At 63.3% G+C, this 12438-nt stretch carries 21 protein-coding genes; all 21 read left to right on the forward strand.

All coding sequences use genetic code 11. The features are described 5' to 3' along the window. The first annotated feature begins 11 nt into the window (after positions 1–11). The 21 genes from rplP to JJB99_RS16355 all read left to right on the forward strand — a co-directional run bounded on the left by rplP (position 12) and on the right by JJB99_RS16355 (position 12411). Positions 12–425, forward strand: a complete 414-nt coding sequence (gene rplP, locus JJB99_RS16255) for a 50S ribosomal protein L16 (protein WP_008136349.1) — start codon at positions 12–14, stop codon at positions 423–425. A 5-nt stretch (positions 426–430) separates the two neighbouring features. Next, positions 431–637, forward strand: coding sequence for a 50S ribosomal protein L29 (gene rpmC / locus JJB99_RS16260; protein WP_008136348.1), 207 nt, complete (start codon positions 431–433; stop codon positions 635–637). Positions 638–650: 13 nt separating this feature from the next. Then, positions 651–899, forward strand: a complete 249-nt coding sequence (gene rpsQ / locus JJB99_RS16265) for a 30S ribosomal protein S17 (protein WP_008136346.1) — start codon at positions 651–653, stop codon at positions 897–899. A gap of 84 nt (positions 900–983) precedes the next feature. After that, positions 984–1352 (forward strand): 50S ribosomal protein L14, encoded by a 369-nt coding sequence (gene rplN / locus JJB99_RS16270; protein ID WP_007603030.1) that lies wholly within the window; start codon positions 984–986, stop codon positions 1350–1352. Continuing rightward, the gene (gene rplX, locus JJB99_RS16275) at positions 1352–1666 is read left to right on the forward strand and encodes a 50S ribosomal protein L24 (protein ID WP_011088142.1); all 315 of its coding nucleotides are present in this window, start codon (positions 1352–1354) and stop codon (positions 1664–1666) included. The genes rplN and rplX overlap by 1 nt, the downstream gene beginning before the upstream one ends. Continuing rightward, complete coding sequence (gene rplE / locus JJB99_RS16280) at positions 1659–2216, forward strand: 50S ribosomal protein L5 (protein WP_011088141.1); 558 nt, start codon at positions 1659–1661, stop codon at positions 2214–2216. Before rplX ends, rplE begins: the two co-directional genes overlap by 8 nt. 46 nt (positions 2217–2262) lie before the next feature. After that, a complete protein-coding gene (gene rpsN / locus JJB99_RS16285) occupies positions 2263–2568 on the forward strand; it encodes a 30S ribosomal protein S14 (protein ID WP_018322268.1) in 306 nt (101 codons plus the stop codon). Between the two features lie 14 nt (positions 2569–2582). Then, positions 2583–2981, forward strand: a complete 399-nt coding sequence (gene rpsH, locus JJB99_RS16290) for a 30S ribosomal protein S8 (protein ID WP_027520951.1) — start codon at positions 2583–2585, stop codon at positions 2979–2981. A gap of 16 nt (positions 2982–2997) precedes the next feature. Then, positions 2998–3531, forward strand: a complete 534-nt coding sequence (gene rplF / locus JJB99_RS16295; RefSeq protein WP_027564399.1) for a 50S ribosomal protein L6 — start codon at positions 2998–3000, stop codon at positions 3529–3531. 11 nt (positions 3532–3542) lie between these two features. Then, positions 3543–3905 carry a 50S ribosomal protein L18 gene (gene rplR, locus JJB99_RS16300; protein ID WP_007603036.1) on the forward strand — a complete coding sequence of 121 codons (363 nt, stop codon included), beginning with the start codon at positions 3543–3545 and terminating at the stop codon, positions 3903–3905. Between the two features lie 44 nt (positions 3906–3949). Beyond that, positions 3950–4543, forward strand: coding sequence for a 30S ribosomal protein S5 (gene rpsE / locus JJB99_RS16305; RefSeq protein ID WP_027549202.1), 594 nt, complete (start codon positions 3950–3952; stop codon positions 4541–4543). A gap of 23 nt (positions 4544–4566) precedes the next feature. Continuing rightward, positions 4567–4773, forward strand: a complete 207-nt coding sequence (gene rpmD / locus JJB99_RS16310) for a 50S ribosomal protein L30 (RefSeq protein WP_027564398.1) — start codon at positions 4567–4569, stop codon at positions 4771–4773. Positions 4774–4847: 74 nt separating this feature from the next. Continuing rightward, the gene (rplO, locus tag JJB99_RS16315) at positions 4848–5333 is read left to right on the forward strand and encodes a 50S ribosomal protein L15 (RefSeq protein WP_008549236.1); all 486 of its coding nucleotides are present in this window, start codon (positions 4848–4850) and stop codon (positions 5331–5333) included. 150 nt (positions 5334–5483) lie between these two features. Beyond that, positions 5484–6818 carry a preprotein translocase subunit SecY gene (gene secY / locus JJB99_RS16320; protein WP_200499681.1) on the forward strand — a complete coding sequence of 445 codons (1335 nt, stop codon included), beginning with the start codon at positions 5484–5486 and terminating at the stop codon, positions 6816–6818. A 275-nt stretch (positions 6819–7093) separates the two neighbouring features. Further along, a complete protein-coding gene (locus JJB99_RS16325) occupies positions 7094–7984 on the forward strand; it encodes an adenylate kinase (protein ID WP_200500182.1) in 891 nt (296 codons plus the stop codon). Positions 7985–8171: 187 nt separating this feature from the next. Further along, positions 8172–8540, forward strand: coding sequence for a 30S ribosomal protein S13 (rpsM, locus tag JJB99_RS16330; RefSeq protein ID WP_008549231.1), 369 nt, complete (start codon positions 8172–8174; stop codon positions 8538–8540). Positions 8541–8661: 121 nt separating this feature from the next. Then, positions 8662–9051, forward strand: a complete 390-nt coding sequence (gene rpsK, locus JJB99_RS16335; protein ID WP_007603045.1) for a 30S ribosomal protein S11 — start codon at positions 8662–8664, stop codon at positions 9049–9051. A gap of 113 nt (positions 9052–9164) precedes the next feature. After that, entirely contained in the window at positions 9165–10196 is a 1032-nt protein-coding gene (locus tag JJB99_RS16340) for a DNA-directed RNA polymerase subunit alpha (RefSeq protein WP_200499682.1), read from the forward strand. Positions 10197–10362: 166 nt separating this feature from the next. Beyond that, positions 10363–10779: a 50S ribosomal protein L17 gene (gene rplQ, locus JJB99_RS16345; protein WP_145629809.1), complete on the forward strand. Its 417-nt coding sequence runs from the start codon at positions 10363–10365 to the stop codon at positions 10777–10779. Between the two features lie 170 nt (positions 10780–10949). Continuing rightward, complete coding sequence (locus JJB99_RS16350; protein WP_200499683.1) at positions 10950–11738, forward strand: SDR family NAD(P)-dependent oxidoreductase; 789 nt, start codon at positions 10950–10952, stop codon at positions 11736–11738. Between the two features lie 166 nt (positions 11739–11904). Next, positions 11905–12411: a hypothetical protein gene (locus JJB99_RS16355; protein ID WP_246775264.1), complete on the forward strand. Its 507-nt coding sequence runs from the start codon at positions 11905–11907 to the stop codon at positions 12409–12411. Positions 12412–12438: the final 27 nt, after the last annotated feature.

Below are 12438 nucleotides of genomic sequence, written 5' to 3' on the forward strand. Positions count from 1 at the left end.
GGCTTAAAGCCATGATGCAACCTAAGAAAACGAAGTTCCGGAAGGCGCATAAGGGCCGTATCCACGGCGTCGCGTCTTCGGGCGCAACGTTGGCGTTCGGCCAGTTCGGCCTGAAGGCGACCGAGCCTGAGCGCGTCACGGCGCGCCAGATCGAAGCCGCGCGCCGCGCGCTGACGCGCCACATGAAGCGTGCCGGCCGCGTCTGGATCCGCGTGTTCCCCGACGTTCCGGTGTCGAAGAAGCCGGCCGAAGTCCGCATGGGCTCCGGCAAGGGCTCGCCGGAATTGTGGGTGGCCCGCGTCAAGCCGGGCCGGGTGCTGTTCGAGATCGACGGCGTCAACACCCAGACGGCGCGTGAGGCGCTGACCCTGGCGGCCGCCAAGCTGCCGATCAAGACGCGCTTCGTCGAGCGCATTGCGGAGTAATGGCCATGGCCCAGATGAAGATCGAAGACATCCGCGCGATGAGCCCCGACCAGCAGGATGACGCCATCCTGAACCTGAAGAAGGAGCGCTTCAACCTGCGCTTCCAGCGCGCCACCGGGCAGCTCGAGAACACCTCGCGCTTGCGCGAGGCTCGCCGCGACATCGCCCGCATCAAGACCGTCGCCGCGCAGAAGCGCGCGAAAGAGAAGTAAGGGGCTTACGAATATGCCGAAACGTACTCTGCAGGGCGTGGTCGTCAGCGACAAGACTGCCAAGACCGTCGTGGTGCGCGTCGATCGCCGCTTCACGCATCCGATCTACAAGAAGACGATCCGCCGTTCGAAGAACTACCACGCGCACGACGAGGACAACCAGTTCAAGCCGGGCGATATGGTGTGGATCGAGGAATCGAAGCCGATTTCGAAGTTGAAGCGGTGGGTCGTGATCCGGGGCGAGCACAAGAAAAGCGCCTGATCTGTTGGCTTTAGCCGACTGACTTCAGGGAAATGTTGAGCGCCGGCTGGGCTGGCGCAATTGGAAAGAGGACGAGGTGCATCAATGATTCAGATGCAGACCAACCTCGACGTGGCCGATAATTCTGGCGCACGCCGTGTCATGTGTATCAAGGTGCTCGGAGGCTCCAAGCGCCGCTACGCCACGATCGGCGACATCATCGTCGTCTCGATCAAGGAAGCGATTCCGCGTGGCAAGGTGAAGAAGGGCGACGTGATGAAGGCCGTCGTGGTGCGCGTCCGCAAGGACATCCGCCGCGCCGACGGTTCGGTCATCCGTTTCGACCGCAACGCCGCCGTGCTGATCAACAACCAGTCCGAGCCGGTCGGCACCCGTATCTTCGGGCCCGTGCCGCGCGAACTGCGCGCCAAGAACCACATGAAGATCATCTCGCTCGCGCCGGAGGTGCTGTGATGGCTGCGAAGATCCGCAAGGGCGACAAGGTCGTCGTGCTGACCGGCCGCGACAAGGGCCGGACCGGCGAAGTGTTCGAGGTTCGTCCCGACGCCGGCACCGCGCTGGTGCGCGGCATCAACATGGTCAAGCGTCACCAGAAGCAGACGCAGGCCCAGGAGGGCGGCATCATCTCGAAAGAGGCGCCGATCCAACTGTCCAACATCGCGTATGTCGGCAAGGACGGAAAGCCGACCCGCGTCGGATTCAAGATTCTGGCGGACGGCAAGAAGGTCCGCATCGCCAAGAGCTCGGGAGCTGAGATCGATGGCTGAGGCCGCTTACACCCCGCGCCTGCGCGCGGAATACGACGCGAAGATCCGCACGGCCATGACCGAGAAGTTCGGTTATGAGAACGTGATGCAGGTTCCGCGCCTGGACAAGGTCGTGCTGAACATGGGCGTCGGCGATTCCGTCAACGACCGCAAGAAGGCCGAGACCGCCGCCGCCGAGCTGACCCAGATCGCCGGCCAGAAGGCGATCGTGACCTATTCGCGCATCGCGATCGCGACCTTCAAGCTGCGTGAGAACCAGCCGATCGGCTGCAAGGTCACGCTGCGCAAGGCCCGCATGTACGAGTTCATCGACCGCCTGGTGACGGTCGCGCTGCCGCGCGTCCGCGACTTCCGTGGCCTGAACCCGAAGAGCTTTGATGGCCGCGGCAACTACTCGCTCGGCATCAAGGAGCACATCATTTTCCCCGAGATCGACTTCGACAAGGTCACGGAAGCCCGCGGTATGGACATCACCGTCTGCACCACGGCCAAGACCGACGAAGAGGCGAGGGCCTTGTTGACCGCTTTCAATTTCCCGTTCCGGCAGTGAGACGCTGAGCTAAAGCCTCTCAAACGCGGATACCCAGGAGCCAAGCATGGCAAAGAAGAGTTCAGTCGAGAAGAACAACCGGCGCAAGCGGATGGTGAAGAACGCCGCCGCCAAGCGCGAGCGGTTGAAGGCGATCATCGCCGACAAGAAGCTGCCGATGGAAGAGCGTTTCGCCGCGACGTTGAAGCTGGCGGAAATGCCGCGCAACTCGTCGGCGACCCGCATCCGCCTGCGCTGCGAGCTGTCGGGCCGCCCGCGCTCGAACTATCGCAAGAACAAGCTGTCCCGTATCGCGCTGCGCGAACTTGGCTCCAAGGGCATGGTCCCGGGCCTCGTGAAGTCGAGCTGGTAAGGAGGGTCGTTTAGATGTCTACGCACGATCCAATCAGCGATCTGATCACCCGCATCCGCAACGCGCAGATGCGCTCCAAGACCAAGGTCTCGACGCCTGGCTCGAAGATGCGCGAGAACGTGCTCGAGGTGCTGAAGTCCGAGGGTTACATCCGCGGCTACGCCACGGTCGAGCACTCCTCGGGCCGCAGCGAGATCGAGATCGAGCTGAAATATTTCGACGGCGAGCCCGTCATCCGCGAGATCGAACGAGTCTCCAAGCCGGGGCGCCGCGTCTACGCCTCGGTGAAGGCTCTGCCGCGGGTCAACAACGGGCTCGGCATTTCGGTGTTGTCGACGCCGAAGGGGATCATGGCCGACCACAGCGCGCGCGACGCGAATGTGGGCGGCGAAGTCCTCTTCACGGTGTTCTGAGAAGGATTTTTCATCCATGTCACGTGTTGGCAAAAGGCCTGTGGCGGTTCCGTCGGGTGTGACCGCGACCGTCGATGGGCAGACCGTCAAGATGAAGGGCCCGAAGGGCCAGCTTCAGTTCGTCGTCCACGACGACGTCGAGGTGAAGCTCGAGAGCGGCCAGATCAAGGTCAAGCCGCGGGCCGAGACCAACCGCGCGCGCGCCCTGTACGGCACCGCTCGCGCCCAGGTCGCGAATCTGGTCGAAGGCGTCACCAAGGGCTTCGAGAAGAAGCTCGAGATCACCGGCGTCGGTTACCGCGCCGCGATGCAGGGCAAGAACCTGCAGCTCGCGCTCGGCTACAGCCACGACGTGATCTATCCGATCCCGGAGGGGATCACGATCGCCGTGCCGAAGCCGACCGAGATCACGGTGTCGGGCAGCGACGTGCAGCGCGTCGGCCAGGTCGCCGCCGAGATCCGCTCCTATCGGCCGCCGGAGCCCTACAAGGGCAAGGGCGTGAAGTATGTTGGCGAATTCATCTTCCGCAAGGAAGGCAAGAAGAAGTAACGGAGCCGGTCATGTCCAAAGCCAAGGTTACGAATGCCCGGCGCAAGCGGAGTGTGCGGCTGAAGCTGCGCCGCTCCGGTGGCGGCCGTCCGCGTCTGTCGGTATTCCGCTCGTCCAAGCACATCTACGCCCAGGTCATCGACGACCTGAAGGGCGAGACGCTGGCCTCTGCCTCCTCGCTCGAGAAGTCGATGCGCGACGGCGGCAAGACCGGCGCCGACATCGATGCGGCGAAGGCGGTCGGCAAGCTGCTGGCCGAGCGCGCCGCCGAGAAGGGTGTCAAGGAAGTCGTGTTCGATCGCGGCAGCTACCTCTATCACGGGCGCGTCAAGGCTCTTGCCGACGCTGCGCGTGAGAGCGGGCTGAGCTTCTAACGGAATTTGAGGATTGAGGCGCAAGCCTCTGAAGGATTGGAAAAATGGCAGAACGCGAACAACGTGGTGGACGCGATCAACGCGGCGGCGGACGCGACCGCAAGGAGCGCGAGGAGCGCGACAGCGAGTTCGTCGACAAGCTGGTCCACATCAACCGCGTGGCCAAGGTCGTCAAGGGCGGCAAGCGCTTCGGTTTCGCAGCGCTGGTCGTGATCGGCGATCAGAAGGGTCGCGCCGGCTTCGGTCACGGCAAGGCCCGCGAAGTGCCCGAGGCGATCCGCAAGGCGACCGAGTCCGCCAAGCGCAACCTGACCCGGGTCTCGCTGCGCGAGGGCCGCACACTGCATCACGACATCGCCGGCCGTCATGGCGCGGGCCGTGTCTATCTGCGTGCAGCTCCGGCCGGTACCGGCATCATCGCCGGCGGCCCAATGCGCGCCGTGTTCGAGACGCTCGGCGTCCAGGACGTGGTGGCGAAGTCGATCGGCTCGTCGAACCCCTACAACATGGTGCGCGCGACCTTCGATGCGCTCAAGCACCAGGATTCGCCGCGTTCGGTCGCAGCCCGCCGCAACATCAAGGTGTCCACTCTGCAGTCCCGCCGTATCGGCGGTGATGCCGAGGCGGCTGCCGACTAACGGAAGGTTCGGAGTAGACTCCCATGGCCAAGGACGCCGCTAAGTCCAGCAAGACGATCAAGCTCGAGCAGACCGGCAGCGCGATCCGCCGCCATCACTCGCAGCGGTCGACGCTGATCGGGCTCAAGCTCAACAAGATCGGCCGCACCAGCGAACTGCCGGATACCCCGGCGGTCCGCGGCATGATCGACAAGGTTCACCATCTCGTCCGCATCGTCGACGAGAAGTAAGCAAAAGCGCATGATCCCGAAACCGGGTGCCGGTCTTCGGTGACGATCATGCGCAAGACACAAGGAGAAGGGCGATGAAGCTCAGCGATATCGCCGACAACGCCGGGTCGCGCAAGAAGCGTATGCGCGTCGGCCGCGGCATCGGTTCGGGCAAGGGCAAGCAGTCCGGCCGCGGCGGCAAGGGCCAGACCGCGCGTTCGGGCGTGCGCATCAAGGGTTTCGAAGGCGGCCAGATGCCGATGCATCGCCGTCTGCCCAAGCGCGGCTTCAACAACATCTTCCGCGTCGAGTTCGCCGAGATCAATCTCGACCGGCTCCAGGAAGCGGTCGATGCCAAGAAGATCGACGCCGGCAGCGTCGTCAATGTCGAGGCCCTGGTGAAGGGCGGCGTGCTGCGCCGCGCCAAGGCCGGCCTGCGGCTGCTCGGCCGTGGCGAGCTCAAGTCCAAGCTCAACATCGAAGTGCACGGCGCCAGCAAGACCGCGATCGCGGCGGTCGAGAAGGCCGGCGGTTCGGTGAAGATCCTCGCCCCCGCCAAGGAAGAAGGCGAGGCGGCGTAACAACTGCGTCATTGGCCCGCGCCTCGCGGGCCTTTACGCATGCGGGACGATGGACTTATCGAAGCCGAAGCCCCAGATAATGTCCGGCGTCCGCTAGAATAGCCCGGCCGCGGGTATCACGGCGCAACAGGCGGCGGGAGAAAGTCCAAGATGGTCTCTGCAGCGGAACAACTGGCAGCCAATCTCAATTTCGGCGCGTTTGCGAAGGCCGACGAACTGAAGAAGCGCATCTGGTTCACCCTGGGTGCGCTGCTCGTTTATCGGCTCGGAACCTACATCCCGCTGCCGGGCATCGATCCCAACATCTGGGAGCAGGTGTTCAAGTCGCAGGCGGGCGGCATCCTCGGCATGTTCAACATGTTCGCCGGCGGCGGCATCCACCGCATGGCGATCTTTGCGCTGAACATCATGCCGTACATCTCGGCCTCGATCATCATCCAGCTCCTCACCACCGTCTCGCCGCAGCTCGAGGCGCTGAAGAAGGAGGGCGAGGCCGGCCGCAAGACGCTGAACCAGTACACCCGCTACCTGACGGTGATCCTGGCCGCGTTCCAATCCTATGGTATCGCGGTGGGTCTCGAAGGCGCCGGCAATGTCGTCAGCGACCCCGGCATGTTCTTCCGCCTGTCCACGGCAATCACGCTGACCGGCGGCACCATGTTCCTGATGTGGCTGGGCGAGCAGATCACCTCGCGCGGCATCGGCAATGGTATCTCGCTGATCATTCTCTCCGGCATCGTCGCCGAGCTGCCCGCGGCGCTCGCCAACATGCTCGAGCTCGGCCGTCAGGGCGCGATGTCGACCGGCCTGATCCTGGTCGTGATCGTCATGGCGGTCGCCGTCATCGCTTTCATCGTGTTCATGGAGCGCGCCCAGCGCCGGCTCCTGATCCAGTATCCGAAGCGCCAGGTCGGCAACAAGATGTTCGAGGGCCAGTCCTCGCATTTGCCGCTCAAGCTCAACACCTCGGGCGTGATCCCGCCGATCTTCGCGTCCTCGCTGCTGCTGCTGCCGACCACGGTTGCGAACTTCAACGCCGGCCGCGGGCCGGAATGGTTCCAGTGGATCACCACCCAGCTCGGCCACGGCCGCCCGCTGTTCCTGATCCTCTATCTCGCCCTGATCGTGTTCTTCGCCTTCTTCTACACCGCGATCGTGTTCAACCCGACCGAGACCGCTGACAATCTGAAGAAGCACGGCGGCTTCATCCCGGGCATCCGTCCGGGCGAGCGCACCGCCGAATATATCGACTACGTGCTGTCGCGCATCACTGTGCTCGGTGCGATTTATCTCGCGATCGTCTGCTTGATTCCGGAAATCCTGATCTCCTACGCCTCGGTGCCGTTCTACTTCGGCGGCACGTCGCTGCTGATCGTCGTCAGCGTGACCATGGATACGGTGGCGCAGGTGCAGGGCTATCTGCTGGCGCATCAGTACGAAGGTCTGATCCGCAAGTCGAAGCTGCGCGGCGGCCGCCGCCGCTAAGCGCAGCGCTTTCAAGGCGGCGCGACAGCGCCGCCGATTCGCCGTGCGAGCAACGCGCGGCGCCCGCGCAAGCGGTGAGCCAGTCATGCGGCCATGTCGGCAGAGCTGCTCTCACTGCGACGCAATCACTGATTTCAAAGGCCTTCTTGGCGTCCGGGCATTTGCTCCCCTATGATATGGGTAGCGGTGCGGCGCTGATTATGATTTGCACTGTTACCGAACTTTCAAACACAGGTGCGCGACGTATCGCTCACCAATCCGGGGGGCGTACGCCGATGAGAATCATACTTCTGGGACCGCCGGGGTCGGGCAAGGGGACCCAGGCGCAGCGGCTGGTGCAGCGCTATGGCATCGTCCAGCTCTCGACCGGTGAGATGTTGCGCGCGGCCGTCGCGGCGGGAACGCCAGTCGGGCTGAAGGCCAAGGAGATCATGGCGAGCGGCGGCCTCGTGCCCGACGACGTCGTGGTCGGAATCATCTCCGACCGGCTCGATCAGCCGGACGCCAAGGCCGGCTTCATCCTCGACGGTTTCCCGCGGACGGTGCCGCAGGCCGAGGCGCTGGACGAACTGCTCAGGCACAAGCATCTCAAGCTCGACGCCGTGATCGAGCTCCGTGTCAACGAGAGCGCGCTTTTGAGCCGCGTCGAGACCCGCGTCGCCCAGATGCGGGAGCGCGGGGAGGAGATCCGGGTCGACGACACCCCGGAGGTCTTGACCAAGCGTCTGGCCAGCTACCGCAGCCAAACCGAACCCCTGATTCACTATTATTCCGAGCGTCGGAAGCTCTCCACCATCGACGGCATGATGGCGATCGACGAGGTCACCCGCGCCATCCACCGCCAGTTGCTGGCGCTCGGGGCGGTCGAGCCCAAGACACACGCCAGGAGTGCCGCCAAGGCGGGCCCGGCCAAGAAGGCGAAGACTACCAAGAAACCGGCCAAAAAGCCGGCGAAAGCGGCTAAAAAGGCCGCAAAATCGGCCAGAACCGCCAAAAAGGCCAAGAAGGGCGCCAAGAAGGCTGCCAAGAAAACGGCCAAGAAAACGGCTAAAAAAATGGCCAAGAAGGCCGCCAAGACAACGGTCAAAAAGACCGCCAAGAAGGCTGTCAAAAAAGGTTCGAACAAGGGACCAAAAAAGGTCACGAAAAAGCGAGCCAAACGCTAGCAGCGGTTGACGAAAGCCCCTGGAATCCCCTAATAAGCCCCGCATCCAAGTCGGATAGTTTCAGACGATGCCGGGCCCCAGGAAGACCGGGGGTGGGCGTCGTGTTCGCGTTTGTGAACACCTGCCCGAGAACATAAGCACTTAAAGCGCGATTCCTGACGAGGGATCGGCGACAGGAGAGAAGGCCGTGGCCCGTATTGCCGGCGTGAACATTCCCACCAACAAGCGCGTGCTGATCGCGCTCCAGTATATCCATGGCATCGGTCAGAAGATCGCCGGTGAAATCCTGGAGAAGGTGAAGATCCCCGTGGATCGTCGCGTCAACCAGCTCAGCGACGCCGAAGTGCTCCAGATCCGCGAAGTGATCGACCGCGACTATCTCGTCGAGGGCGACCTGCGTCGTGAGGTCGGCATCAACATCAAGCGTCTGATGGACCTCGGCTGCTATCGCGGCCTGCGTCATCGTCGCGGCCTGCCGGTGCGCGGCCAGCGGACCCACACCAACGCGCGCACGCGCAAGGGTCCGGCCAAGGCCATCGCCGGCAAGAAGAAGTAAGTTTTCGAATCCAATCGCGGTGCGTGGCGATGCGGGGTGACCGTTCGCCACGCCCCTTTCGTTCCACAGGTGTAGCCGCTGGCATTACGGCGGCGTTTGAGATCTCCAGGAAAGGTACTCTATGGGCAAGGAAGCCACCCGCGTTCGCCGTCGCGAGCGCAAGAACATCGCCTCCGGCGTCGCGCATGTGAACTCGTCGTTCAACAACACGACCATCACCATCACCGACGCGCAGGGCAACACGATTGCCTGGTCCTCCGCCGGCACGATGGGCTTCAAGGGCTCGCGCAAGTCGACCCCGTATGCCGCGCAAGTTGCCGCCGAGGACGTGTCCAAAAAGGCGCAGGAGCACGGCATGCGCACGCTGGAAGTCGAAGTCGCCGGTCCCGGTTCGGGCCGCGAGTCGGCTCTCCGTGCGCTCCAGGCCGCGGGCTTCACCGTCACCTCGATCCGCGACGTGACCACGATCCCGCACAACGGTTGCCGTCCCCGCAAGCGTCGGCGTGTTTGATTGAGAGGTTGCGGGCGCTTCGGCGCCTGCAATGACTTTTGCAAGAAGCCGCGGGTGCGACCTGCGGCCTTTCTCCAACGCCAGTGTCTGCAGCGGCAGTTCGACTGGCCTGTATGGGTGAAACAGTGACGATCCAGAAAAATTGGCAAGAACTGATCCGGCCGAACAAGCTCCAGGTCATTGCTGGCAGCGATCCGGCCCGTTTTGCGACCGTCGTTGCCGAACCGCTCGAGCGCGGCTTCGGCCAGACCCTCGGCAACGCGCTGCGCCGCATCCTGCTCTCCTCGCTCCAGGGCGCGGCGGTGCAATCGGTGCACATCGACGGCGTGCTGCACGAGTTTTCCTCGATCGCGGGCGTCCGTGAGGACGTCACCGACATCGTGCTCAACATCAAGGACATCGCGATCAAGATGCAGGGCGAAGGCCCCAAGCGCATGGTCGTGAAGAAGCAGGGTCCGGGCACCGTCACCGCCGGCGACATCCAGACCGTCGGCGACGTCATCGTGCTCAATCCGGACCTCCAGATCTGCACGCTCGACGAGGGTGCCGAGATCCGCATGGAGTTCACAGTCTCGACCGGCAAAGGCTACGTGCCCGCCGAGCGCAACCGTCCCGAGGACGCGCCGATCGGTCTGATCCCGGTCGACAGCCTGTACTCGCCGGTCCGCAAGGTCTCCTACAAGGTCGAGAACACCCGCGAGGGCCAGATCCTCGACTACGACAAGCTGACCATGACGATCGAGACCAACGGCGCGATCTCGCCGGATGACTCGGTGGCTTATGCTGCCCGCATCCTCCAGGATCAGCTCAACGTGTTCGTCAATTTCGAAGAGCCGCGCAAGGAAGTCGCCCAGGAGATCATCCCGGACCTCGCCTTCAACCCGGCCTTCCTCAAGAAGGTGGACGAGCTCGAGCTGTCGGTGCGTTCGGCCAACTGCTTGAAGAACGACAACATCGTCTATATCGGCGATCTCGTGCAGAAGAGCGAAGCGGAAATGCTCCGCACCCCGAACTTCGGCCGCAAGTCGCTGAACGAGATCAAGGAAGTGCTGGCCCAGATGGGTCTGCATCTCGGCATGGAAGTGCCGGGCTGGCCGCCGGAGAACATCGACGAACTCGCCAAGCGCTTCGAGGATCATTACTGAGAATTCGTCGTTCCGGGGCGGCTCGCAGGGCCGAACCCGGAACCTCGAGATTCCGGATCGTCGCTTCGGGCCGTCCGGAATGACTGACTGGGGCGAACGCAGGCAGCCCACCTGAGCAACATGTCCGACGAACCGTCGCGGCAGTTTTATCGTAAGGAATAGTCACATGCGTCACGGCAAGGTTCATCGGAAGCTCAACCGCACGGCCGAGCATCGCCGCGCGATGTTCGCCAACATGGCGGCCGCGCTGATCAAGCACGAGCAGATCGTCACCACGCTGCCGAAAGCGAAGGAATTGCGTCCGATCGTCGAGAAGCTCGTCACCCTCGGCAAGAAGGGTGGCCTCTCCATGCGCCGCCAGGCGATCTCGGAGATGCGCGACAAGGACCAGGTCAAGAAGCTGTTTGACGTCCTGGCCACCCGCTACAAGGACCGCCAGGGCGGCTACACCCGCATCATCAAGGCCGGCTTCCGCTACGGCGACAACGCCGCGATGGCCGTGATCGAGTTCGTCGATCGCGACGTCGATGCCAAAGGCCAGGACTCCGGTCCGGTGCAGGAGAAGGAAGCCGAGGCGGCGTAAGCCGGTCGCGCAAGGATCGAATTTCGAAAGCGGCGCCCTCGGGCGCCGCTTTTTTGTGCGGCCGTTCTCGTCGCTCCAATCACATGTAGCTTCGTCACGCATGAGTGAGCGCCGATTGCAGCGTCACTGACTGCGTCCGATATCTCCATCGGCATCAATGGAGACATGACATGAACATCGACCTGTCCGGAAAGACCGCCCTTGTGACCGGCTCGACTGCCGGCATCGGCCACGCCATCGCCAAGGGCCTTGCTGCTTCGGGCGCCGGCGTCGTGATCAACGGCCGCGGCCAGGACAAGGTCGATGCCGTCGTGCGCAAGCTCGAAGCGACGGGCGCCAAGGTGCGCGGCATTGCCGCCGACGTCTCGACCGCCTCGGGCTGCAAGGCGCTGATTTCGGCGCTGCCTAGCGTCGACATCCTCGTCAACAATGCCGGCATCTTCGAGCCGAAGGACTTTTTCGAGATTCCGGACGAGGACTGGAGCCGCTTCTTCGATGTCAACGTCATGAGCGGCGTCCGGCTGTCGCGCGCGTATTTGAAGGACATGCTCGAGCGCAACTGGGGCCGCATCGTCTTCATCTCCTCGGAGTCCGGGCTCAACATTCCCGTCGAGATGATCCACTACGGGATGACCAAGACGGCGCAGCTCGCGGTCGCGCGCGGGTTGGCCCAGCTGACGCGTGGCACCGGCGTCACCGTCAACTCCGTGCTGCCGGGACCGACCATGTCGGAAGGCGTCGAGACCTTCGTGAAGGATCTTGCGAAGCAGAACGGCCAGTCCGTGGACGAGGCGGCAGCCAATTTCGTCAGGCAGCATCGCCCGAGCTCGCTGATCCAGCGTTTTGCCAGCGTCGACGAGATCGCCAACATGGTGGTCTATGTCGCTTCGAAGCAAGCATCCGCCACCAACGGCGCGGCGCTGCGCGCGGAAGGCGGCATCGTCAACACGATCGCCTAGAGCATGCGCGCAACGCGCTACAAAGGCCGCCAGGGTCCATCTTGAATTTGAACGCGGCGCCTTCGGGCGCCGCATCTGCTTTGATTCGTTGATCCCGGCTGGCGCCGCCTTCCTCGCGCCACGAACGCAATTCTATTATTTCCCTTTCAACCCCTGGGGGAAGCCGATGTATAAATCACGCTACGCGATCTTGATTGTCCTCTTGGCCGTTTCGATGACCTGGCCGCTTGGCCATGCGCATGCCGACCAGTCATTTCAGCGCCTCCTGCCGCTTCTGATCGATCTGGACGGATGGCAAGGCAAGAAGCCGGACGGCGTGTCGATGGAGATGGCCGACACCAGCATGACGACAGCGACCCGTGACTACGAGCGGGGCGCAGCGAAAGTTCATGCCACCGTGATCGTTGGCCAGGCAGCAGAAGGCGCATTGGCGCCGCTCCAGGGCGGGATGAACCTCGAAACGTCCGAGGGCCATATGGTGAGCGCGACGATCCGCGGCCTGTCCGCGTTGAAGGTCTTCAACAGCAAGGAGAAGTCGGGCAACCTGATGGTCGAGCTCGACAAGAACGCCATGTTCAATTTTGCCTATGAGGGCATGGGCGAGGACGAAGCGCTCGCACTTGCGGATAAGTTCGACTGGAAGGCAATCCAGACCGCCGCCCGGAAGAAATGATGAGGACGCAGCGGCGGGACGCGCGAT

This window comes from Bradyrhizobium diazoefficiens, from assembly GCF_016616235.1.
GTDB lineage: Bacteria > Pseudomonadota > Alphaproteobacteria > Rhizobiales > Xanthobacteraceae > Bradyrhizobium > Bradyrhizobium diazoefficiens_H.